Annotated in this window: 21 protein-coding genes, 1 tRNA gene and 1 pseudogene; 11 read left to right on the forward strand and 12 right to left on the reverse strand. The window is 70.4% G+C overall.

All coding sequences use genetic code 11. The features are described 5' to 3' along the window. Positions 1–78: 78 nt before the first annotated feature. Positions 79–2604 carry an ABC transporter permease gene (locus tag IEZ15_RS27420; protein WP_189279804.1) on the reverse strand — a complete coding sequence of 842 codons (2526 nt, stop codon included), beginning with the start codon at positions 2602–2604 and terminating at the stop codon, positions 79–81. Between the two features lie 55 nt (positions 2605–2659). After that, positions 2660–3430, reverse strand: a complete 771-nt coding sequence (locus IEZ15_RS27425) for an ABC transporter ATP-binding protein (RefSeq protein WP_114249073.1) — start codon at positions 3428–3430, stop codon at positions 2660–2662. Positions 3431–3896: 466 nt separating this feature from the next. Between IEZ15_RS27425 and IEZ15_RS27430 the strand changes: the two genes are divergently transcribed. Then, positions 3897–3982: transfer RNA gene (locus tag IEZ15_RS27430), tRNA-Leu, on the forward strand. A gap of 343 nt (positions 3983–4325) precedes the next feature. Then, positions 4326–5213, forward strand: coding sequence for a Bax inhibitor-1/YccA family protein (locus IEZ15_RS27435; RefSeq protein ID WP_114244906.1), 888 nt, complete (start codon positions 4326–4328; stop codon positions 5211–5213). Between the two features lie 82 nt (positions 5214–5295). Here the strand turns inward: IEZ15_RS27435 and IEZ15_RS27440 are convergent. Further along, positions 5296–5511 (reverse strand): annotated as a pseudogene (locus tag IEZ15_RS27440) (DUF4287 domain-containing protein); the annotation flags it as partial. A 99-nt stretch (positions 5512–5610) separates the two neighbouring features. Between IEZ15_RS27440 and IEZ15_RS27445 the strand changes: the two are divergent. Then, positions 5611–5928 (forward strand): hypothetical protein, encoded by a 318-nt coding sequence (locus IEZ15_RS27445; protein ID WP_189279806.1) that lies wholly within the window; start codon positions 5611–5613, stop codon positions 5926–5928. 66 nt (positions 5929–5994) lie between these two features. On the opposite strand, the gene IEZ15_RS27450 is transcribed toward IEZ15_RS27445, so the two are convergent. From IEZ15_RS27450 to IEZ15_RS27460, 3 genes are all read right to left on the reverse strand, one after another. Continuing rightward, positions 5995–6825, reverse strand: a complete 831-nt coding sequence (locus IEZ15_RS27450; protein ID WP_444545161.1) for a hypothetical protein — start codon at positions 6823–6825, stop codon at positions 5995–5997. Positions 6826–7211: 386 nt separating this feature from the next. After that, positions 7212–8432, reverse strand: a complete 1221-nt coding sequence (locus IEZ15_RS27455) for an acetyl-CoA C-acetyltransferase (RefSeq protein WP_189279808.1) — start codon at positions 8430–8432, stop codon at positions 7212–7214. Between the two features lie 130 nt (positions 8433–8562). Beyond that, the gene (locus tag IEZ15_RS27460) at positions 8563–9669 is read right to left on the reverse strand and encodes an SGNH/GDSL hydrolase family protein (protein ID WP_229846141.1); all 1107 of its coding nucleotides are present in this window, start codon (positions 9667–9669) and stop codon (positions 8563–8565) included. A gap of 155 nt (positions 9670–9824) precedes the next feature. Between IEZ15_RS27460 and IEZ15_RS27465 the strand changes: the two genes are divergently transcribed. Beyond that, positions 9825–11231, forward strand: a complete 1407-nt coding sequence (locus IEZ15_RS27465) for a cystathionine beta-synthase (RefSeq protein WP_114244903.1) — start codon at positions 9825–9827, stop codon at positions 11229–11231. A 367-nt stretch (positions 11232–11598) separates the two neighbouring features. Here the strand turns inward: IEZ15_RS27465 and IEZ15_RS27470 are convergent, their stop codons facing one another. After that, the gene (locus tag IEZ15_RS27470) at positions 11599–12432 is read right to left on the reverse strand and encodes a helix-turn-helix transcriptional regulator (protein WP_114244902.1); all 834 of its coding nucleotides are present in this window, start codon (positions 12430–12432) and stop codon (positions 11599–11601) included. A 148-nt stretch (positions 12433–12580) separates the two neighbouring features. Between IEZ15_RS27470 and IEZ15_RS27475 the strand changes: the two genes are divergently transcribed. Next, complete coding sequence (locus tag IEZ15_RS27475) at positions 12581–13342, forward strand: SDR family oxidoreductase (protein ID WP_189279809.1); 762 nt, start codon at positions 12581–12583, stop codon at positions 13340–13342. 33 nt (positions 13343–13375) lie between these two features. On the opposite strand, the gene IEZ15_RS27480 is transcribed toward IEZ15_RS27475, so the two are convergent. Then, on the reverse strand, positions 13376–13795 hold the full coding sequence (locus tag IEZ15_RS27480; RefSeq protein ID WP_114244900.1) for a hypothetical protein: 420 nt from the start codon (positions 13793–13795) through the stop codon (positions 13376–13378). Positions 13796–13988: 193 nt separating this feature from the next. Between IEZ15_RS27480 and IEZ15_RS27485 the strand changes: the two genes are divergently transcribed. From IEZ15_RS27485 to IEZ15_RS27505, 5 genes are all read left to right on the forward strand, one after another. Further along, positions 13989–14507 carry a SigE family RNA polymerase sigma factor gene (locus IEZ15_RS27485; RefSeq protein WP_114244899.1) on the forward strand — a complete coding sequence of 173 codons (519 nt, stop codon included), beginning with the start codon at positions 13989–13991 and terminating at the stop codon, positions 14505–14507. After that, positions 14500–15183: a hypothetical protein gene (locus IEZ15_RS27490; RefSeq protein ID WP_189279810.1), complete on the forward strand. Its 684-nt coding sequence runs from the start codon at positions 14500–14502 to the stop codon at positions 15181–15183. The genes IEZ15_RS27485 and IEZ15_RS27490 overlap by 8 nt, the downstream gene beginning before the upstream one ends. A gap of 185 nt (positions 15184–15368) precedes the next feature. Continuing rightward, positions 15369–16214 (forward strand): MurR/RpiR family transcriptional regulator, encoded by an 846-nt coding sequence (locus IEZ15_RS27495; protein ID WP_114244897.1) that lies wholly within the window; start codon positions 15369–15371, stop codon positions 16212–16214. 64 nt (positions 16215–16278) lie between these two features. Further along, positions 16279–18234, forward strand: coding sequence for an NACHT domain-containing protein (locus tag IEZ15_RS27500; RefSeq protein ID WP_189279811.1), 1956 nt, complete (start codon positions 16279–16281; stop codon positions 18232–18234). Positions 18235–18324: 90 nt separating this feature from the next. Further along, positions 18325–18891, forward strand: coding sequence for a hypothetical protein (locus tag IEZ15_RS27505; RefSeq protein WP_229846137.1), 567 nt, complete (start codon positions 18325–18327; stop codon positions 18889–18891). A gap of 10 nt (positions 18892–18901) precedes the next feature. Here the strand turns inward: IEZ15_RS27505 and IEZ15_RS27510 are convergent, their stop codons facing one another. The 4 genes from IEZ15_RS27510 to IEZ15_RS27525 all read right to left on the reverse strand — a co-directional run bounded on the left by IEZ15_RS27510 (position 18902) and on the right by IEZ15_RS27525 (position 21043). Next, the gene (locus IEZ15_RS27510; RefSeq protein ID WP_189279812.1) at positions 18902–19276 is read right to left on the reverse strand and encodes a hypothetical protein; all 375 of its coding nucleotides are present in this window, start codon (positions 19274–19276) and stop codon (positions 18902–18904) included. A 68-nt stretch (positions 19277–19344) separates the two neighbouring features. Continuing rightward, positions 19345–19809: a roadblock/LC7 domain-containing protein gene (locus IEZ15_RS27515; RefSeq protein WP_189279813.1), complete on the reverse strand. Its 465-nt coding sequence runs from the start codon at positions 19807–19809 to the stop codon at positions 19345–19347. 38 nt (positions 19810–19847) lie between these two features. Further along, positions 19848–20624 carry a helix-turn-helix domain-containing protein gene (locus IEZ15_RS27520; RefSeq protein ID WP_229846138.1) on the reverse strand — a complete coding sequence of 259 codons (777 nt, stop codon included), beginning with the start codon at positions 20622–20624 and terminating at the stop codon, positions 19848–19850. Beyond that, the gene (locus tag IEZ15_RS27525) at positions 20621–21043 is read right to left on the reverse strand and encodes a hypothetical protein (protein ID WP_189279814.1); all 423 of its coding nucleotides are present in this window, start codon (positions 21041–21043) and stop codon (positions 20621–20623) included. Before IEZ15_RS27525 ends, IEZ15_RS27520 begins: the two co-directional genes overlap by 4 nt. A 260-nt stretch (positions 21044–21303) precedes the next feature. On the opposite strand from IEZ15_RS27525, the gene hutU reads away from it, so the two are divergent. Further along, the gene (gene hutU / locus IEZ15_RS27530) at positions 21304–22962 is read left to right on the forward strand and encodes a urocanate hydratase (protein WP_189279815.1); all 1659 of its coding nucleotides are present in this window, start codon (positions 21304–21306) and stop codon (positions 22960–22962) included. Positions 22963–23035: the final 73 nt, after the last annotated feature.

The following is a 23035-nucleotide window of genomic DNA, read 5'->3' on the forward strand; positions in this document are numbered from 1 at the left end:
ACGGACCGAGGGCCGGTACCCGCAGCTCCAGACTGCGCGTACCGGCCCTCGGGCGTCTTTGTGACCTGCCACCGACCGCTATTCGGTCTTGATCGCCGTCAGCATGTTCAGCTTCGCGGCGCTGCGGGCCGGCCAGAGCGCGGCCAGCACGCCCACCAGCCCGGCGAGCACCAGGAAGAGTCCGATCCGGTCCCACGGAATGACCAGGGCGTAGCCCGGGATGTCGGACTTCAGGGTCTCGCCGATCGCCCAGCCGAGGAACATACCGAGTCCGACGCCGACCACCGCGCCGAAGAGCGAGATGACCACGGCCTCCAGCCGGATCATGCGCTTGACCCTGCGCCGGTCCAGGCCGATCGCCCGCAGCATGCCGATCTCCTGCTGGCGCTCGAAGACCGACATGGCCAGGGTGTTGACGACCCCGAGTACCGCGATGACCAGGGCCATCGCCAGCAGTCCGTACATGATGTTCAGGGCCTGGTTGATGAAGCCGCCGAACGTTTCCCTGATGTCCTGCTGGTCCATGACGGACATCGCCGGGTTGTCGCCCAGGGCGTCGATCAGGGCCTGCTCATTGGCCTTCGAGGCGCCGCCGTCCGTCTTCAGCCAGATCTCGCGGATCTCCGGGCGGCTCTGGTGCGCGTCCACGATGTTCTTGGGCATCAGGACCGGTGCGAGGAACTCGTTCTGCTCGTAGACCGCGCCGATCTTCAGGGTGCCCTTCTTGTCGTCCTCGAACGTCACCGGCAGGGTGTCGCCGGTCTTCCAGCCGTTCGACTTCGCGGTCTTGTCGCCGACGGCGATCTCGCCCTTGCCCAGTGAGTCCAGCGAACCGGAGACCGTGTTCACGGCGAAGACCTTCTGGACGTCGCCCGGCGTGACTCCGGAGGCCGACTGGTAGTCGCCCTTGACCTCCAAGGAGGCGGCCTGCTGGGGCGAGACCGCGGTGACACCGGGGGCCTTCTCCAGGGCGGCGAGTGCCGACTCGTCGAGCGGGTCGCCGCTCGCCATCGAGACCATGTAGTCGGCCTTGATGTTGTCCGTCGTCGCCCGGTCGATCGCCTGGCCGAGGGTGACGCCCAGCACCGAGATGCCGGTGACCAGGGTGAGCCCGATCGCCAGCGCCGAGGCGGTGGCTCCGGTGCGCCGCGGGTTACGGACCGCGTTCTGCGCGGCCAGCTTGCCGGAGACCCCGAACAGGCGCTTCAGCGACGGGCGGACCAGTGCGATCACCGGCCGCGACAGCAGCGGAATGAGCACGATCACACCGATCAGCGCGAGGAAGGCACCGACCCCGATGAGCGTGCGGCCGCTCGAACCGGTCGCCGCACCCGCCACGATGCCCGCACCGCCGAGCAGGGCGAGGACCGCGCCGATCGAGTTGCGCAGCACCAGGGACTTGACGGTCGCCACCGCGTGGACGCTGCTCATCGCGGCGACCGGCGGGATCTTCGCGGCCCGGCGGGCGGGCAGCCAGGCGGCCAGCACGGTGATCAGCACGCCGACGCCGAACGCGGCGGCGACCGCGGTGGGCGAGACGATCAGCGGACCGGCCGGGATCTTCCCGCCGATCAGGCTCATCGCCGAGCGCAGCCCGGTGGCGAGGCCGAGGCCGAGCAGGAAACCGACGACCGACGCGATCACGCCGACCACTGCCGCCTCCAGGAGCACGGAGCGCTTGACCTGGCGGCGGGAGGCGCCGACGGCGCGCATCAGTGCCAGCTCCTTGGTGCGCTGGGCGACCAGCATGGTGAAGGTGTTGGCGATCAGGAACACGCCGACGAAGAGGGCGATCGCAGCGAAGACGAGCAGCATCGTGTTGAGGCTTGTCAGACTGTTCTCGATCTGCTTGGCCTGCTCATCGGCGAGGGCCGTGCCGGTCTTGGCGTCGGCGCCCTCGGGCAGCAGCGGCTTCACGTCGGTGAGCAGCTTCTCCTCCGAGACGCCGGCCGCGGCGGAGATGGTCGCGTCGCGGAACTCACCGGCCCTGAGGTACAGCTTCTGGGCGACCGGGGTGTCGAAGAGAACCAGGCTGCCGCCCGCGTTGACCGCGCCGTCCTCGGTGGTGAAGACACCGGAGAGGGTGTACTCCTTCACCGGCCCGTTCGTGGCGACCCGCACCTTGTCACCGACCTGGTACTCGCCCTTCTTCGCGGTCTCCTTGTCGAGCGCGATCCGGTCGGCCGCGTCCGGGCCCTTGCCGTCGGTGAAGGTGTACGCGGGGTCCTTGCCGTTCTTGCCGGGGGAGTAGTTCCCGCCGGTGTTGGACCAGCCGTTGCCGATCAGCTTGCCGTCGGGGTCGGCGACCCCGGCGAAGCCGGAGACCCGGCCGGTGGCGGTGTCCACGCCGTCCAGGCCCTGGAGCTTTTTCAGTGCGGCGGCGTCGATGCCGGCCGTCTTGTCGTCGCGCTGGTCGGCGTAGGTGGTGACGGCGACGGCGACATCGTCGTAGCTCTTGGCCGACTGGTTGCGGAAGGCGTTGCCGAGGGTGTCGGTGAAGACCAGGGTGCCGGAGACGAAGGCCACGCCGAGTACGACGGCGAGTACGGTCATCAGGAGTCTGGCCTTGTGCGCGAGCACATTGCGCAGGGCGGTACGGAACATGTCTGTCAGTCCTGGGATGGGTTCCGGAAGCGGGAGCGGAGGTGGCCGGACGGGCTCAGCTGGTACGGCCCTTGGCGTCGAACGCCTTCATCCGGTCGAGGACCCCGTCCGCGGTGGGGTGCATCATCTGGTCGACGATCCGGCCGTCCGCGAGGAAGATCACCCGGTCCGCGTAGGAGGCGGCCGCCGGGTCGTGGGTCACCATCACCACGGTCTGCCCCATCTCGCGCACCGAGTTGCGCAGGAAGCCGAGGACCTCGGCGCCGGAGCGGGAGTCCAGGTTTCCGGTCGGCTCGTCGCCGAAGATGATCTCCGGCTGCGAGGCCAGGGCGCGGGCCACCGCGACGCGCTGCTGCTGGCCGCCGGAGAGTTCGGTCGGCCGGTGGGTCAGCCGGTCGGAGAGGCCCACCATGTCGATGACCTTGCGCACCCATTCGGCGTCGGGCTTGCGGCCCGCGATGTCCATGGGGAGCGTGATGTTCTCCTGCGCAGTCAGGGTCGGCAGCAGGTTGAACGCCTGGAAGATGAAGCCGATCTTGTCCCGGCGGAGCTGGGTGAGCTGCTTGTCCTTGAGGGAGCCCAGCTCCGTCTCACCGATCCGTACCGAACCGCTGCTGAAGCTGTCGAGGCCGGCCACGCAGTGCATCAGCGTGGACTTGCCGGAGCCGGACGGTCCCATGATCGCGGTGAACTCGCCCCGCGGGAAGTCCACGGAGACCCGGTCCAGGGCCGTGACCCTGGTCTCACCCTCTCCGTAGACCTTCGACAGATCCGTGGCGCGGGCAGCCACCGTGGTGACGCGGTGTGCGGTGGAAGTGGTGGTCACGGGAATCTCCTGATTCGGGCTCCGGCCGAGGGCTTCGTCCGGGGTTGCGATCGGTTGCCTTTGGAACCCCTCCATCGTCACCGCCGTATCGCCGCAGGTCATCAGACCCCGTGCCCGTTCCAGGGGCCGTCTTGAGTCGCACCGAGGGGCCTCTGCGTCCTCCTGCGGTATGACACCGACCCTGAGGACATCGGCACGGCCCCCTGTTGGCCGGCCAGGGTGGCGTGCCCATGGCGACCACTGGCGCGCGCCTGGCGAATGCGCCGTCCGGGTGCGGCGACTTTACGTCAATCCGGATTACCGGTCGCCGTGCCCGCTACCCCGCCCAGGCATGTGACGATGCCCTCTTGCGAGTGCTGACGACCCCTCAAACGGTCAATAAAATAAGACAACATCGCGCCACTGATCCGCTGATCGGAGGAAGCCCCCGGATAGGGTCATGTGCCAACGCGGAGCCGCGCGCCAGGCCCGGATGGTGGAATGCAGACACGGCGAGCTTAAACCTCGCTGCCCCTCGGGGGCGTACCGGTTCGAGTCCGGTTCCGGGCACCACTTCGCGCATGAGGCTGAGCGGGCGGCAGGGCGTGACGGTCGCGTGCCGGACGCGGTCCTCAGGGGTTTCGTACAGTCAGGCGTTTGAAGCCGGCCTCGTCGTGCAGCCGCTCCGGGAGCGGGCACCCGCGCCCGGCCGGTCCGCAGCTCCGAGCAGGCCGTGTGCCACCGGCTCCGGTGGTGATCTCGCAGTGCGGTTCGTCCGGGTCGCCCGGACCATCCCGCCCGGGGTCCTCACCGGCCGCCGGCTTCCACAAAGATCCTCCCCAAGCACGAGCCTGATTCTTTTGCCCAGCCATTACTCTTGTGGGAAGGCCACGCAGGGTGGCCATGGAGGAGTGAGATGAGGAGCAGCAACCCGGTCTTCTCGCGACGGGGCTTCAGCCGCGACAACGGATACGCGGGCTTCAACGCGGCGCCGCAGGCCGGGGCCCCCGCAGCGGGTGCCAACCCGTACGCGCAGGGCACCGCCGCCAACCCGTACGCCACCAACCCCTACGCCCAGCAGGACACCCAGTACGGTGTCCCGCAGGCACCGGCGCGTTCCGGTGCGATGACGATCGACGATGTCGTCACTCGCACGGCGCTCACGCTCGGCACCGTGGTGCTCGGCGCCGCGCTCGCCTGGGCCCTGCTGCCGGTCGACGAGGCCAACCTCGGCAAGTCCTACGGCATCGCGATCGGCGCCGCCCTGGTGGCGTTCGTCCTGTCGCTCGTCCAGTCCTTCAAGCGCAAGCCGGTCCCGGCGCTGATCGTCGCGTACGCGGCCTTCGAGGGTGTCTTCCTCGGGGTGATCTCCAGCGCGGTCAGCACGTACATCGGGCCGGGCGTCGTGATGCAGGCGGTGCTGGGCACCATGTGTGTCTTCGCCGGTGTGCTTCTCGCGTACAAGATGCGCTGGATCCGCGTCACCCGCCGTTTCTACGGCTTCGTGATGGCCGCCGCCATGGGCTTCATGCTCCTGATGGTGGTCAACCTGCTGTTCGCCGTCTTCGGCGGCGGTGACGGCCTGGGCTTCCGCAGCGGCGGCCTCGGCATCCTCTTCGGTGTCATCGGGATCGTCCTCGGTGCGTGCTTCCTGGCCCTGGACTTCAAGCAGGTCGAGGACGGCATCGCGTTCGGCGCCCCGCGCGAGGAGTCCTGGCTGGCGGCCTTCGGCCTCACCATGACCCTGGTGTGGATCTACCTGGAGATGCTGCGTCTGCTCTCCATCCTCAGCGGCGACGACTGACGCACCGCCCCGCAACGGCAACGGAACGGCCCGCAGGCACTGCCTGCGGGCCGTTCCCCTTTCTCACGTGCCTGGAGAAGCTGCGCGCGGTCCTTCTGAGGTCGTACTCGTGGATGAGGGCCTTCGCGTGCCCGTGGGCGAGGTCGTGTTCGCTCCGCAGCCGGCTGACCTTCTCCTCGAAACGGAGAGCGGGGCCCGCCTCCACGGTGCGGAGCCAGTCGGAGACTTCACGACCGGTGCAGCGGGGGATCCGGGAGAGCAGATTGTGATGGGTCTCCTCGGAGAAGACTTGCGACATCGGCGCCTCCGACGCATTGCGCGTTGCTGGTCCTTCCCGGCACCGTGCCGGGAAGTGGCCCGTTGGCAACCATCCCGGGAGGGCGCGTAGGGTCGCGGAGTGCTCGATACGACCCCGCTGATCACCGCCGTGGACCGATTCGCCGACCGGCTGCGCGCCGCGCCGCAGAGCCTTCTGCAGCGCGGCGCGGCTGCCGAAGGGCTGGCCACGGCCAGGGAATTGGCTCTGCGGGCCCAGCGCATCGAGGCGCCGGACCGGGAACCGCGGATCATTCCGGATGCCGGGATCTTCGCGATCGGCGATCAACTTGCCGTAGCGGGCCGTGACTTGGCGATGGCACTGGAAACGGCCCCGTCGGCTGAGCTGGACGAGGCCGTGCAATTCGTGGCGGAGGCCGCTGCGCGGGCGTTCGCGTAGCGGCGGGCGGGCGGTGGCCCGGAGGCAGGGGCCGGCGAGAGCCGCTCTGCCCGGATGTGCCGGTGGCTAGAACGAGGCGATGACGCGGTCGGCGAGGATGTAGACGTTCTCCTTGCCGCAGGAGAAGGTCAGGGCATACGCGCCGGAGACGCCGGATCCGCCCAGCAGTACCGGGTGCTCACCCGCGAGGAGCGACTCGGCGAGGCGCTCGGCCGTCTCGCGGTGGCCGGGGGTCATACAGAGCGTGGTGCCGTCGGCGAAGACGTAGACATCGAGGGTGCCGAGCGGGCCGGGGCGCACATCGGCGAGTTCCGTACGGCTGTCGGCGAGCTCTTCGAGGCGGTTCACGGTGCGCTCGTGGTCGGTGACGACCGGGGCCTGCACCGGAACGAAGTCGGGGTGCGAGGGGTGACGGCGACGGGCCGCGGCCAGCTCGGGGGAATCCTCGGCGAACTCCGCCGTCTCGGGCAGCTCGGTCATGTCCGTCAGCTCGGCCAGTTCCGTCAGCTCTTCGAGCGCTTCGGTGGCGTCGAGGTCCATCGCCTCGAGGCCCGCCAAGTCGGCCTGGCGCGGCATGAAGAACGGCGCGTCCTCGCCGATCCCGGCCAGTCCGCCCAGCAGGGACGGGGCGTCGGCGGCATCGCGCGCTTCCTGGGTGGCCCAGAAGGCGCGGGCCTCGGCGAGCTCGCGCTCCCGCTCCTCGGCGAGTGCTTCGGCCACGGCCGCGCGTATCTCGGCGGCTGCGGACACGTCGTTGCGGCTCTGCGCGGGTACAGCGACACCCTGGACGCGGGCCTCGGTCAGCTCAGTACGAAGGGCCGTGATCTGCTTGCGCAGCCCGTGAGCAGCGTGCAGAGCGGCAGTGCCGACGGCCGTGGCAGCGGCGGTGGTCAGCAACAGGGCAAGAGACATGGCGCTCACTGACATACTCCCGGTTTCAATCGATCCCCCGACTTCCTACCTCAGCTTGTCCTCTACCTGCGCCCGGTGTCAGTGCATTACGTCACGAATTGGACAGGTCTTTGAGTCTGGGGTTTAACCCTGTTATGGGTGTGACCTGCGGGAATGACTCTCCCCCAGGAGATAGGTCACATCCTGGGGGAGATTCGGTCACGGTCGGGGCTCGGAACCGGCCATGTCCTCGGCGGGAAACCGGCCGACGGCTATGCCAGGGTCCGCTGCAGCTCAGCTCGGCCGCTCGAATTTGTGGTCGCGTTCGCTTCGCTTCCGCTGCGGGCAGGTGTCGCCTTCGTACCTCAGGCGCCCCTACCCTCCGCTGCAGCTCAGCTCAGCCGCTCGATGACCATCGCCATGCCCTGGCCGCCGCCCACGCACATGGTCTCCAGGCCGAACTGCTTGTCGTGGAACTGCAGGCTGTTGATCAGCGTGCCGGTGATCCGGGCTCCGGTCATGCCGAAGGGGTGGCCGACGGCGATGGCGCCGCCGTTGACGTTGACCTTCTCCAGCGGCAGGCCGAGGTCGCGGTAGGAGGGGATCACCTGGGCGGCGAACGCCTCGTTGATCTCGGCCAGGTCGATGTCGTCGATGGTCAGCCCGGCGCGCTTCAGCGCCTGCTTGCTGGCCTCCACCGGTCCGTATCCCATGATCTCGGGGGAGAGGCCGGAGACACCGGTCGAGACGATGCGGGCCAGCGGGGTCAGGCCCAGCTCGCGCGCCTTGGTGTCGGACATGATCACGAGCGCGGCGGCGCCGTCGTTGAGCGGGCAGCAGTTGCCCGCGGTGACCAGGCCGTCGGGGCGGAAGACCGGCTTCAGGCCCTGCACGCCCTCCAGGGTGACGCCCGCGCGCGGGCCGTCGTCCTTCGAGACGACCGTGCCGTCCGGGGTGGTGACCGGGGTGATCTCGCGCTCCCAGAAGCCGTTCTTGATGGCTTCCTCGGCGAGGTTCTGCGAGCGGACGCCGAACTCGTCCATGTCCTGGCGGGTGACGCCCTTGAGCCGGGCCAGGTTCTCCGCGGTCTGCCCCATCGCGATGTACGCGTCCGGGACCAGGCCGTCCTCGCGCGGGTCGTGCCAGTCGTCGCCGCCCCGCTCGGCGCGGGCCGCGGTGCGGGCCTCGGCGTCGGCGAACAGCGGGTTGTGCGTGTCCGGGAGGCTGTCGGAGTTGCCCTTCACGAAGCGGGACACCATCTCGACACCGGCCGAGATGAAGACATCGCCCTCGCCGGCCTTGATGGCGTGCAGCGCCATCCGGCTGGTCTGGAGGGAGGACGAGCAGTAGCGGGTGACCGTACAGCCGGGAAGGTGGTCCATTCCCATCTGTACGGCGATGATGCGGCCCAGGTTGTTGCCCTGCTCGCCGCCGGGGAGGCCGCAGCCGAGCATCAGGTCGTCGATGTCCTTCGGGTCCAGCTCGGGCACCTTGGCCAGCGCGGTCTGGATGATCGTGGCGGTCAGGTCGTCCGCGCGCAGGTCCTTCAGCGAACCCTTGAAGGCCCGGCCGATGGGGGAACGGGCAGCAGAGACGATCACGGCTTCGGGCATCACGCGGCTCCATGAGGGCTGGAAGGCGGGTTCTGGCAGGTGCTGACTTGGAAGTTACCTGTACGTAGGTGCTGGGTCACCGGGCAGCGCATGTGACGCCGACCTCTTTTCTAAGCGACCGCTCAGTCGATCAACTGGCGGGCAGGTTGTGCGACTCCCCGTGCGACTCTCCATACGGCTCCTCGTGCGTGTCCTTGTGCGCCTCCTCGCGCGCGTCCCCCTGTGGTTCCCCGTGCGTCTCCGGGGGTGCCTCTCCATGCGCCTCCGGGTGCGGATGGGGCTCCGTGGCCGCGGGCAGACGCCGCCGCCTGCGGTGCTTGAGGAGCGCCCAGGGCGCCCGTGCCCCCGTGACCTCCGTACCGGCCTCCCTGGCCGCCTGGGAGGCCGCCTCGGCCACCGGCAGCATGTCCTCGCGCCGGGCCCCGTCCAGACGGTCGGACTCCGGCCACAGCCCCAGCACCGCACAGAGCGTGGGCAGGAGCGCCATCGCCGCCGTGGCGTACCCCTCCGCCGACGGGTGGTAGTTGTCCGGACCGAACAGCTCCCGCGGATTCGCCTCGAACTCCGGCCCCAGCAGGTCGCCCAGCGACACCGTCCGCCCGCCCTGCTCCACCGAACCGATCGTCTGGGCCGCCGCCAGCTGTCGGCTCACCCGCCGGGCCAGCCAGCGCAGGGGCTGGTAGACCGGCTCGATCGTGCCGAGATCCGGGCACGTGCCGACCACCACCTCCGCACCCGCCGTACGCAGCCTGCGTACGGCGGTGGCCAGACAGCGCACCGACTGGGTGGCGGGCATCCGATGCGTCACATCGTTCGCCCCGATCATGATCACGCACACGTCGGGTGTACGGGACGGGTCGGCGAGCAGCAGCGAGACCTGTCGCTCCAGATCGTCCGACCGGGCGCCCGGCTGCGCCACATTGCGCATATCCACCGGCCGCTCGGACACCGCCGCGAGTCCCGATGCGAGCAGCGCCCCCGGTGTCTGCCCGGCCCGGCGCACCCCCTGTCCGGCCGCCGTCGAATCACCGAGCAACCCCAGCCGCAACGGGGCCGCAGGGCCGGTGAACGCCACCCCGTACCGCCCGTCCGCGCTCGGTGGAACGGGTGCGATACCGCCGCCCACGTGCCGTTTCGCCAGCTGGACCTCGGCCAGCAGTACGCCTACCGCCGCTGCGCCGAGCAGCCCGATGCTGCCGCCGCCGTAGGCCGCGCCCGCTGCGATCCGCCGTGCCACCCTTGCCCTCGACACAGTCCGGTCCACCTCCTCGTTGCCGTATCGCCGTACATACAGCTAACTGCCCCGCAGCGACCGTCGCTCAATCGCTTCGCCCAATCCCGTGCCCGTGCGCATACGCTTGCCGCACCATCTCGGAGACCCCGGAGTACACGGTGCAATTCCACGATTCGATGATCAGTCTCGTAGGCAATACCCCGCTGGTGAGGCTGCGCAGTGTGACGGCCGGCATCCAGGCGACGGTCCTGGCCAAGGTCGAGTACTTCAATCCCGGCGGTTCGGTCAAGGACCGTATCGCCCTGCGCATGATCGAGGCCGCCGAACAGAGCGGCGAGCTGCAGCCCGGCGGCACGATCGTCGAGCCGACCAGCGGCAACACGGGCGTCGGCCTGGCGATCGTCGCCCAGCAGAAGGGATACAAGTGCATCTTCGTCTGCCCGGACAAGGTGTCCACGGACAAGATCAATGTGCTGCGCGCCTACGGTGCCGAGGTCGTCGTCTGCCCGACGGCCGTTGACCCCGAACACCCCGACTCGTACTACAACGTCTCGGACCGGCTGGTCCGCGAGACGCCGGGAGCCTGGAAGCCCGACCAGTACTCCAACCCGAACAACCCGCGCTCGCACTACGAGACCACCGGTCCGGAGCTGTGGGAGCAGACGGACGGGAAGATCACCCATTTCGTCGCGGGTGTCGGCACCGGCGGCACGATCAGCGGCACCGGCCGCTATCTGAAGGAGATGAGCGGCGGCTCGGTCAAGGTCGTCGGCGCGGACCCGGAGGGCTCGGTCTACTCCGGCGGCTCCGGACGCCCGTACCTCGTCGAGGGTGTCGGCGAGGACTTCTGGCCGAGCGCGTACGACCGTACGGTCACGGACGAGATCGTCGCCGTGTCCGACAAGGACTCCTTCCAGATGACCCGCCGCCTCGCCAAGGAGGAGGGCCTGCTGGTCGGCGGCTCCTGCGGCATGGCGGTCGTGGCGGCCCTGGAGGTCGCGAAGCGACTGGGGCCGGACGACGTGGTCGTCGTCCTGCTGCCCGACAGCGGCCGCGGCTACCTGAGCAAGATCTTCAACGACGAGTGGATGGCCGACTACGGCTTCCTGGAGGCCACCGGCCCGTCGGCGCGTGTCGGGGACGTACTCGACCACAAGGACGGCCCGATCCCGACGCTCGTCCACATGCATCCCGAGGAGACCGTCGGCGAGGCGATCGACGTCCTGCGCGAGTACGGCGTCTCGCAGATGCCGATCGTGAAGCCGGGCGCGGGCCACCCGGACGTGATGGCCGCCGAGGTCATCGGTTCGGTGGTGGAGCGGGAACTGCTGAACGCCCTGTTCGCTCAGCGCGCCTCGCTCTCCGACCCGCTGGAGAAGCACATGTCGCCCCCGCTGCCGCAGGTCGGCTCCGGCGAACCGGTCGCGGACCTGATGGCGGTGCTCGGCGGTACGAACGCGGCGGACGCGGCGATCGTGCTGGTGGAGGGCAAGCCGAAGGGCGTGGTCAGCAGGCAGGACCTGCTGGCGTTCCTCGCCAAGGACGCGTCGGCCGGCAAGCCGTAGCCGGTTCGGAGGCCGGGCTTCGCGAAAACGGTACGAGCGCGACACGTACGCGCAGCACCGGCTTAACACGAGTCCGGCAGATTGATGGGTGTCGGCAGGGAAACCCGCCGACACCCGATACGGCGACACGGACTACGGAGCGGCTCCCGGACCTCCACCGTCGCCAGGACGCGGTGACCGGCCCTGACCCGGACCGTGTCCCTCGCGGGGACCGCCGTCGTCCCGCCCCCTGGGAAACCGGGGGTGCGGCGGTCCCCGCGATACGTCCATGTGCGACGGAGGCGTGCGACGGTCAGGTGCGCGGACCGTGCGACGGGCGAGTGCCTGGCCGGCCGGGTGAGGGGACGTTCGCGCCTCCGGCGGCGCCTCATCCGGCCGGTGCGGCCGCCCGGCTGGCCAGCAGCGCGATGCGTTCCGCGGTCTCACTGCCGGGCTCCGGGGTGTAGACCACCAGGGACTGGCCGGGGTCGCCGGGCACGCCGAGCGTCTCGTAGGGGAGGGTCAGCTCGCCCGCGACGGGGTGGTCGATGCGCTTGACGCCGTAGGTCTTCGCCTTCACCCGGTGATCCGCCCACAGCCGGCGGAAGTCCTCGCTCTTCATGGACAACTCGCCCACCAGTGTGGCCAGTTGCTTGTCGTCGGGGTGCAGCCCCGCGTCCAGTCGCAGATGTGCGACCGTCTCCGCCGCCACCGCGGCCCACTCCGGATAGAGCTCGCGCGTCGCCGGGTCGAGGAAGACCTGGCGCGGGATGTTCAGCTCCGCCGGGCGCATCCGCGAGTAGCCGACGACCGCGTCCCCCAGCGCGTTCCACGCCAGTACGTCCATCCGGCGGCCCAGGATGAACGCCGGGGCCCCGCCGAGCGTGTCCAGCAGCAGGCGCAGACCGGGGCGGACCCGCTGGGTGGCGGCCGGGGCCGAGGCGCGCGGCCGCGGGCGTGCCACCGTACGCAGATACGTGTGCTCCGTCTCGTCCAGCTGGAGCACTCGGGCGATCGCGTCGAGCACGGCGTCCGAGACGCTCGGGCCGCGCCCCTGTTCCAGCCGTATGTAGTAGTCGACGCTCACTCCCGCGAGCTGCGCGACCTCCTCGCGCCGGAGTCCGGGAACCCGCCGTCGGCCGCCGTACGCGTTCAGCCCCACGTCCTCGGGCTGGATGCGGGCTCGCCTTGAGCGGAGGAAATCACCGAGGTCGCCGTCCATGACGCCGATCGTAGAAGAAGCGCGGGCGCCGAACCTGGTACTGGCGGACCCAGGAACAACGCATCCCTGGGTAGCCGGGCGGCAGCCGCGCAGAGTGGGACCGGGCCAGGGGAAACGCCCCGGGCCTGAGAGCACAAGGAGTACGGACATGTCGTACGGGACCCTCGCCGGCCGCACCGCCGTCATCACCGGAGCCGCCAGCGGCATGGGCGCCGCGACCGCCCGGCTGCTCGCCGCCCAGGGCGTCAGGGTCGCACTGCTGGCCCGGCGCGCGGAGCGGCTGGAGGAACTGGCCGCCACGATCGAGGCGGAGGGCGGTGAGGCGCTCGCCGTCACCGCCGATGTCACCGGCCAGGCGTCCGTGGACGCCGCGGCCGAGCGGGTGCACAGCACGTTCGGGCAGGTGGACCTGGTGGTCAACGCGGCCGGTGTGATGCTGCCGAATCCGGTGGACGAGGGCCGGACGGACGAGTGGCAGCGGATGATCGACACCAATGTGACGGGCGCCCTGCGGATCATCCGGGCCTTCACATCCGACCTGGTGGCGGCGGCTGCCGACGGCCGCACCGCGGACCTGGTGAACATCTCGTCCATCGGCGCGCACGTCGCGTTTCCCAACTACGCGGTGTACGGGGCGACGAAGGCCGCGCTCACCCACCTGTCGTCGTCGCTGCGCACGGAGTTCGGACCTCGCGATGTCCGCGTCACGAACATCGAGCCGGGTCTCACCGACACGGAACTGGGCGGCCACATCGACAACGCCGAGCTGAGCGGGCAGCTCGACGGCATGTTCGACGCGGTCGGGGCACTGTCGAGCGAGGAGATCGCCGACCTCGTGGCCTACGCCACCAGCCGCGCGCGCCACATCAACCTGCGCCAGCTGGTCGTGCTGCCCACCCGCCAGGCGTAGCGCCCCGTGTCCTCGGGGCCCGGCCCGCGGCCCTCAGTCCTCCCAGTCGGACTCGGTACGCCCGGAACGGTGCCGGAACCAGGGCCAACTGCGGGCGGCGTGCACGGCATTGACGGCGACGATGCCGAGCCAGGCGACGACCAGCCCCCCGGTATGGGCGGCCGCGGCGCCGATCGCCGAGAGCGGGATGGCCAGGATCAGCGAGATGATCCCGAAGCCGTAGCGCTCGCCGAAGTTCCCCATGGGCTGCGGCGGGCGCGCACCCCTGGCGACGCTCACCTGCTGCTCGGCGAGATGGCGCCGGACACGGCGGTCGAGCGTGGTGTCGAGACGTTGCTCGACCTTCTCCAGGAACGACTCGACGAGCGCGGACTCGTAATCCGAACCCAGCTCACTACGGGCATGCAGGGTGGCATCGAGCTCGCTCTTGAGCTCAGGGTCACGGGTTTCCATGTCTTTTACGGTACGAATCGGGAGCGCTCCGGGCAGTGGGGCTACCCCCCCTCTTTGGACCGGTGCGGCCGATGAGGGCGAACCCACGACGGGGGTGCGGCCGCTGCCGGAAAGTCGTCCGTAACATCCGGGTCCGCCGGAGCGTGTTCATGGCGAGAGCGTTTCTTGGGCGCGATGAACGGACGGGGGGACAATGCCGACAGGGCACGAGGATTTCGACGCGTTCTACACGGCGACGGCCAAGCGCCTGGTCGCCACGGTCTACGCCGTGACCGGCGATCTGGCGGAGGCGGAGGACGCGGTGCAGGAGGCATATGTGCGGGCCTGGCAGCGATGGGACCGGCTGGCACGCGACGGCGATCCGCTGCCCTGGGTGCGGACGGTGGCCATCCGGCTGGCGATCAGTACGTGGCGTAGGGCGCGCAACCGCGTACGGGCGCACTTCCGGCACGGGCCGCCCACGGAGGTCCCCGGTCTCTCGGTGGACCGGGTGGCACTGGTCGGGGCACTGGGCGAGCTGAGCATCGAGCAGCGCCAGGCCGTGGTCCTGCACCATCTGCTGGATCTGCCGGTGGAAGAGGTGGCGCGCGAGGCGGGAGTGTCGAACGGCGCAGTACGGACCCGGCTCCACCGGGCCCGCAAGATCCTCGGCGAGCGGCTCGCCGAAACCATAGTCACTGCCGGGCGAGTGGAGGGCGTTCACCATGGCTGAGGTCGAGGAACTGCTGGACGGCGTCGCGGTGCGGTTGCCTGCCGCCGAGGAGATCCGGGCGCGGGGGAGGCGGCGTTCGCGCCGCAGGACCACGACGGTGGTGGTGTGCACCGTGGTGCTGATGGCCGCCGGGGCCTGGGCCGTGCTGCCGACCGGAGCGGATCAGCGGCACCGGCGCGGCACGGTTGCCACCACGCCGGACAATCCGTTCCGCAAGGACGGTCTGGTCCAGATGATGCGGGCGGACGAGGTGCCCCTTCACGGGACGTGGCACTGGAAGGAGGACGAGCAACCGACCACCGGCGCCGGCTCGCAGGAGGATCCCCTGCCGAACCCGGGTCCCGGTGGAGCCTGCGCGCAAACGCCCCCTCCGGTGGGCGCGGCCGGCGAGACCAGCTACAGCCGGTGGTACACGGGCAGGGACGGAGCCGTGGCCCAGCACTGCATCGTCGAGTACGACGACGAGGCCACGGCCCGGGAGCAGCTGAGGAAGACGGGCGACGTACTGGAATCGGGCGGTCTGCGGCCGACGCCGGGGGACTCGGGGAAGGCGGAGGACGGGAGCGGCTCCTGGGCCGGCACGGTGGAGGGCGGTCGTACGCTGCGGGTGTTCACGCGGCGCTGGAACTCCTGGGTCTCGGTCACCGAGGTCCTGGACGGCGTGCGCGGTTCCTGAGCGCGGTGTTCGACCAGGTCCGCGGGGTTGCTGAGCATGGGTGGTCCGACCGGGTCCACACGGTTCCTGAGCGCGGGGGAGGCCCGGCCCTCGCTGCCGCTGCATATGGACATGCAGACGCCTTACTGGCTGAATGGATCTGTCGGCGCCGGACCGTGGTGCGACGGATCTACCAAGGGGACAGCATGAGCGGGAGCAGCCCGGCCGCGCGGTTGCAGCAGCTCTTCGAGGGGCACCGGCTCACACCCACCCAGCGGCGCATCGCGCACTCGATGGTGCGCAGAGCCGGGGACGTGCCGTTCCTGTCGAGTGTGGAGCTCGCCGAGCTCGCCGGGGTCAGCCAGCCGTCCGTCACCCGGTTCGCCGTGGCGCTCGGCTTCGACGGCTATCCGGCACTCCGCAGGCACCTGCGCGAGGTCACCCCCGCCGGGTCCGTGGCGGAGGGCGGGGACGACGCGTACAACGAGTACCAGCAGGCCGTTCTCGGCGAGATCGAGAACCTTCGACATCTGGCCGAGCTGCTCGCCGACCCCGGTCCCATCGAGCGCGCGGGCAGGCTCCTGGCGGCCTCGCGTCCGCTGCCGGTGCTCGGGCTGCGGGCCGCCTCCTCGCAGGCACGCGGGTTCGGGTACTTCGCGGCCAAGGTGCATCCCGACGTGCGGGTGCTCGACGAGGGCGGCAGCATGTTGCACGACCGGATCGACGCCGCGCGGCGGGCGGGCGCCTCGGCGCTGATCTGCTTCGCGCTGCCCCGACACCCGAAGGAGGTCGTGGACGCCCTCGGGTACGCGAGGGAGCAGGGGCTGACCGTCGTATCGGTCGCGGATTCCGCTTTCGCGCCCGTCGCCAAATGCAGCGACCTGCTGATCCCGGCCGCCGTCGGCACCGGGCTCGCCTTCGACACCGCGTGTGCGCCCATGCTGCTGGGACGGGTGCTGCTGGAGGCGATGTGCGACGACCTGCCCGACGTGCAGGCACGGCTGGAGGAGTTCGACACCCGAGCGGTGGCGCGGGGACTGTTCGTCGAGTGACGGGGAGCGCCGCGCCTGAACGGCAGGCTGTCCCCGGGGCCGGTGTGCCAGGAAGATGTCAGGCATGGGTATACGCACCCGCCGGGCAGCACTGATTTACCTGACGCTGCAAATCGGCACCACGATACTGGCGTTATGGCTCTCCAAGCAGCCGGAAGTGACCCCGCCGGCCGCGACTGTGGTGGCGCTGGCTCCTACCCTGCCGGGCGCGTTCCTGTCCTGGGTGGCGTACCGCTCCGACCGGGCGGAGGCGGCGGCGGACGTGGACCAGCGCGTCAGGGCGCTGGCCGCGCGGATCGCTCCGGCGGAGACCGAGCACCGGGCCCGACTGCTCGGTGAGGGCGGCCACCGCGTCGACACCGTCTTTCGCCACCGGCGTGAGCCCGCGAACAACGCCGCCGGGGCCGCGCCGGAGGGCCACCTCGCCGAAGCCGTGCGCTACTACCGGGAGCTATGCCCCGGACGCCTGGTCATCACGGGCGATCCGGGAGCGGGTAAGACACTTCTCGCCCTGGAGATCGTGCTCGGTCTGCTGGGCGACCGCCAGGACACCGACCCCGTACCGCTCCGGGTATCGCTTCGGGGCTGGGATCCGGCGGTGCCGTTCGAGAAGTGGTTCGCCGGCCGGCTCGGCGCGTACGGGATCGACGCCCATGAAGCACGCGCACTGATCAGGCAACGCCGCGTGCTGCCCGTTCTGGACGGCCTCGACGAGATGGACAGCGGCCCCGCGGCCGGCGGACGCCGATGTGCCGTTCGTGCCCTGGCTCAGCTCAACGCGTACCAGGATCACGCCGGCAGCGGCCCGCTCGTCCTCGTCTGCCGGACAGCCCCGTACCGCGAGCTGGCCGGGATGGAGATGCGCTTGCGCGAGGCCGCCCGTGTCGAGATCGCCGCTGTCATTGCCACGCAGGCCACGGCCTACCTCACCGCACGGTGCACGGACCCGGCCCGGTGGGCATCGGTGCTGGAGCAGTTGGCGAGTACCGCGGACAGTCCTCTCGCGCGGGTGCTGAGCACCCCTGCGTGGCTGAATGTGGCTGCCACCGTGTACGAGGAGCGCGACCCGGACACCATGGCGCACCTGCGTCATCCGTCCGATCTGCTCGCTTTCTCCACCGTCGACGAGATCTACGCGCATCTCACCGCCCATGCCCCCGCAGGGACGGTCCACGGCGCGGCCTCGCCCGCCCGACGGCTCGGCATGAGGCCGTCGGGAACCCGGCGGATCGCGCTCGTCGGGGCAGTACTGCTGGCGGCAGTGGTGACCGCGGGGGTGCTCATCGCGCCACAGACACAGGGAGGGAACAGCACGGCGTCCACACCGGCACCGGAACCGGGAGCCCCGACACGGGTTGACGAGCGGAAGGGCCACCACCCCGCTCTGTCCGCGACGGTCCTGGCCGATCCGCCGGTCACCGGGCTGGTTTCGGAACGGCGCGTGACCAGTGCGGCGGACGAAGCGGCCCTCGGGCGCATGATGTCGGACAGAGCAGGAGCCGACGCCGTGCTCCGGCGGCTGCACGTGGCTCGCGCGGGCTCCGCCGTGTACAAGCTGACCGTCACGAACGTCTCCGGGCGACCCGTGCGGGTCACCGATGTCACCCCTGTCGTGACGCGTCGGACCGCACCCGTGCACGCCACGAGTCTGTCGCCCTTCGGCGGCAGCGGCGGTACGATCCCTGTCGACCTCGATCTCGATGTGCGGTTTCCGCAGTTCACGCGGAACGGCAAGCCCTATTTCGACGCCTCGTCACGCACCCTCAAGCCTGGCGAGGCATTCGATTTGTCGGTCGATTCGCATACGAGCAGGTACTACGTCGAGTACCACGTGCGCATCGATGCCGTGGACGCGCACGGGAACCGGATCACTCTCGACGTGCCCGATCCTGACGACGTGTTCGGAGCTTTCCGCGTATCAGGGGTGCTGCCGGATTCCGAGTACACCGACCGGTGGACAACGAAAGAGTCGAAGACCAGTGCTGTACTGGGGTGGAAACGTGATCGCGCGAAGCGATAGGCGGGACCGGCTTCTCAGACATCGCTCATCTACGGCTATTAATCTCCGGCCCCGGAAGGATCAGAAAGAGCTGCGGAGAGGGGTACGGACGTGGGGCGCGGAGCGCAGTCGCTGGCGAGGGTGGCCGTGATCGTACGGGCCGGAGCCGCACCGCTGTGGTGGCCGGGGCTGCTCGCCACGGCGATCGGTGCACTGGTGCCGGGGCTCACCGGACGCCGGATCGGGCTGCTGGCCGGAGCGGCGCTGTTCCTGGTCACCGCGGCCGTGGTGGCGCTCGTACGCGGCCGGCGGTACGCGGAACTGGCCAGGGGCGCCACCCGCGCCGGGCGGTCCGATTTTCTTCAGGACCGGGCCGTGACCGTTCGCAACTGGCGACGCGGGCACCGGTGGTGGCTGCTCGGGGCGTTCCTCGTAGCGGTGGCGAGCGCGTTCCTGCTGCCCGGGGCCGGCGGGATGGTGCTCGCGGGCGCGGGGGCCGGACTCTGGATCAAGGCCACCAGGATCGGGCAGCGCGAGCGCCGGGACGACACCCTGTACTGGGTGCGGACCGACTGGGTGGAGCGCGGACGGCCCGCGGGCAAGCAGGTGAAGGGGTATCGGACGACCGGGCCGATGGCGGGCGACGCCGCGCCCGGCGGGGCGCGGCGCCGGCGCTGAGGCCGCCGGGTCAGACCTCCAGCTCGGCCTCGATCCGCTTCAGCTGGTGGCGGGCCATGGCCAGGTTGGCGCGGCCCTTGTCCAGCACCAGGTACAGGAAGAGACCGTTGCTGCCGCGGGCCTTGAGCAGCCGGATCAGGTGGTACTGACCGCCGAGCGTGATCAGAACGTCCTCGATCTCGTCCTGGAGGCCGAGGTGCTCCATCGTGCGGAGCTTGGCGCGTACGACATCGGTGTTGCCCGCGGCCGCGACCTCCAGGTTGAAGTCCTTGCCGCCGCCGAGGGTGCCCAGCGCCATTCCGCTGGTGTAGTCGACGAGGGCGACACCGAGGGTGCCCTCGATGGACGTCATCGCTTCCTTCAGTGACGCTTCGGTGTTCGCCATGAGTGCTCGTTCCTTTCCTGGCCGGCCGGGACGACCGGATCCGTGGGTTGTTTCCGGGGTGGGTGGTGTTACGTGCGGTGAGGCAGCGGTCCGGGCTGTGCCGGACGCTGCTCGGGGGCGCGGGCCGCGGGCGCCGGCTGTGCGGCGCGTTCCAGTGCGGTGTCGACCAGTGCGCCGATACGGGTGCCCGCCCGGCGGCCCTCCAGATGGAGCCTGCCGACGTTGATCCGGTCCTCGGCCAGCAGCGTGAGGACGGCCGAGGAGCCTGCGGCGTACGTCGCGATGTAGCCGGTCTCGCCCCGTACGAGAAGTTCACGGAAGCCGCCCCGGCCGGTCGCGTCCGCCATCCGGATCGCGACGCCGAGCGCGGCCGCGGTCAGTGCGGCGACGCCCTCCGCCTCCACGCCCGGGGTGTCATGGGCCAGGACGAGACCGTCGGTGCTGGCCGCCAGGGCGCCGGAGAGGAGCGGGACCCTGGCCCGTAACCGCTGGAGCTCGGCCAGGACCTCCTGTACTTCGGCCTCGGGCACCATCAGCTGTCTCCTCCCGGCACGCTGTCTGAGCGCGCGTATCACAGGGCCTCCAATGCGTCTCGGAGCCGGCGCAGCAGGGCGACGTCGGGGTCGGCCGTGACCTCGGGAAGTGCGACCCGGCCGGGGGCGGTCGCGGCCGGCAGCTCCCGTACCGCTTCGACCAGTCCGGCCGCGGCCAGGCGCCGCAGACCGACCAGTACGTGGAACGCCGGCCTGCCCAGCTCCTGGGCGATGTCCGATGCGGTACGCACCCCGTTCACGAGATCGAGCACGCGGCGCCGGGCCGGCGGAACGGGTGCGTCGACGGGACGGGCCGTCCGTACGAGCGGTGCGCTGTCGCCCGCCGCGTCGGGCCAGATCCGCTCCAGCAGCTCCCGGCGCCGGAGCGTCTCGCGCTGCACGGCATCGACGGGGACGGGGCGGACGGGGCCGATCCAATGGGAGACCCCGTAGCGGAACCGGGCCGGGGTCCGGGTGGGTGCGAGCGCGAAGAACGCCGCGTCGTAGAGCGCGCCGAGGTGGCACAGCTCCAGCGCGCCGCCCGGCACCCGCCCGCTGTCCACCAGATAGCGGCCGACCCGCTGCCCGGCGCCCGCCCTGGCGACCGCCTCCCACCAGCCGTCGCGGTGCAGGCCGCCGCCCGTGGTGAGCAGGACGTCTATACCGGGCGTCGCCGGGCTCTCGGCGTGGACCACCTGACCCTCGGCGAGATAGAGGGTGCCGCGGTCGCGCATCAGGGCGCCGGTGGCACGCTCGTCGGCGAGGCGCTGCAGCATGGGCGAGAGGGCCGTGACCGGAGCGGGGGCGGTTCTCATGCAAGGACCAGCCGCTCGGCCGTCTCGCCCAGCCGTATCCGGGCGAGGGCCAGATTGCCCTCCGCGCGGTCGAGCCACAGATGGACGAAGACGCTGCTGTCGAAGGCCGTCTCGACGAAACGGAGGATGTGGTACCCGGCGCGGGTGGTGACGATGACGTCCTCCACCGGCGGCGGCGCTCCCGCAACGGCCTTTTCCGGTAACGCGGTTGACGGTCCGGTGGCCCCCAGCGCGAAGGCCGGCTGCTCGGCCGCCATCCTCGCGACCTCGGCCGTCTCCGCAGCGGTGGCCTCATGATCGCCGTTGGGCGATTCGCCGATGGTGCCAAGGGCGAGGCCGCTCGTCCAGTCGACCACCGCGGCGCCGCGGGCACCGGGCAGCCTCATGACTTCGAGCAGGCACTCGTCGATTCCGGGCACGCGCACTCCCCTCCCGACGTGGCGTACGGCTGTGACCCAGAGGCTACGCAACGTGCTCGCGCCAGGTGGAAGTTCTGGCATTTTCCATAGGTACATGCGCAAGGGATCTTCGAAGCGTGTATTGGAGGTGCGCCGGGGCGCCCTGCGCGCGGGGCGGCCGGGTGCTGTTCGGCCGGCCATTGGCGCGGGGCTGTTGACTACGAGTATTCAGGCCGCCAGGATGTGAATAGAAGATTTACAAGTTGCGAGGAGGCATCGCCATGTCAGGACCCCGCCCCGTACGGGCACCGCGCGGTACGGAACTGAGCGCCCTGGGATGGCAGCAGGAGGCCGCCCTGCGCATGCTGCAGAACAACCTCGACCCCGAGGTCGCCGAGCACCCCGACAAGCTCGTCGTCTACGGCGGCACCGGCAAGGCGGCCCGCGACTGGCGCTCGTTCGACGCGATGGTGCGCACGCTGCGGACGCTCAAGCAGGACGAGACGATGCTCGTCCAGTCCGGGCGTCCGGTCGGCGTCATGCAGACGCACGAGTGGGCGCCGCGCGTACTGATCGCCAACTCCAACCTGGTGGGCGACTGGGCGAACTGGGAGGAGTTCCGTCGCCTGGAGGCGCTCGGGCTCACCATGTACGGCCAGATGACCGCCGGGTCGTGGATCTACATCGGTACGCAGGGCATCCTGCAGGGCACGTACGAGACGTTCGCCGCCGTCGCGGCGAAGAAGTTCAACGGGACGCTGGCCGGCACGATCACGCTGACCGCCGGACTCGGCGGCATGGGCGGCGCCCAGCCGCTCGCCGTGACCATGAACGACGGTGTCGCGATCTGTATCGACTGCGACCCGCGCGCCATCGAGCGCCGGATCGAGCACCGCTACCTGGATGTGCGCGCCGACTCCCTGGAGCACGCGCTCCAGCTGGCCACCGAGGCCCGGGACGCCCGCAAGCCGCTCTCCATCGGTCTGCTGGGCAACGCGGCGGAGCTGCTGCCGCGGATGCTCGCCGAGGGCGCACCGATCGACATCGTCACCGACCAGACCAGCGCGCACGACCCGCTCGCGTACCTCCCGCTCGGTGTCGACTTCGACGACATGGCCTCGTACGCCGCCGAGAAGCCCGCCGACTTCACACAGCGCGCGCGGGAGTCGATGGCCAAGCACGTCGAGGCGATGGTCGGCTTCATGGACGCCGGGGCCGAGGTCTTCGACTACGGCAACTCGATCCGCGGCGAGGCCCGGCTCGCGGGCTACGACCGGGCATTCGACTTCCCCGGGTTCGTCCCCGCGTACATCCGGCCACTGTTCTGCGAGGGCAAGGGCCCGTTCCGCTGGGCCGCACTGTCCGGCGAGGCGTCGGACATCCACAAGACCGACAAGGCGATGCTCGAACTCTTCCCGGAGAACGAGTCCCTGCACCGGTGGATCAAAATGGCCGGCGAACGCGTCCACTTCCAGGGACTGCCCGCCCGGATCTGCTGGCTCGGTTACGGCGAGCGCGACCGGGCCGGCGAGCGGTTCAACGACATGGTGGCCTCCGGCGAGCTGGCCGCTCCGCTGGCCATCGGGCGCGACCACCTGGACTGCGGCTCCGTGGCCTCCCCGTACCGGGAGACCGAGGCCATGCTCGACGGGTCCGACGCGATCGCCGACTGGCCGCTGCTGAACGCCATGGTCAATGTGGCGTCCGGCGCCTCCTGGGTCTCCATCCACCACGGCGGCGGCGTCGGGATGGGGCGCTCCATCCACGCCGGGCAGGTGACCGTCGCCGACGGCACGAAGCTGGCGGGCGAGAAGATCCGCCGGGTGCTCACCAACGACCCGGGCATGGGCGTCATCCGGCACGTCGACGCCGGGTACGACATCGCGGAGTCCGTCGCCGCGGACAAGGGCGTGCGCGTACCGATGACGGAGGGGCAGTGACCCGGGAGGACGGCGGTGGGGCAGTGACCCGGGAAAGGGACGGGGCCGGGGACGGCGCACCGTCGTTCCATGC

It is taken from the genome of Streptomyces atratus (assembly GCF_014648655.1).
Classification (GTDB): Bacteria; Actinomycetota; Actinomycetes; order Streptomycetales; family Streptomycetaceae; genus Streptomyces; species Streptomyces atratus.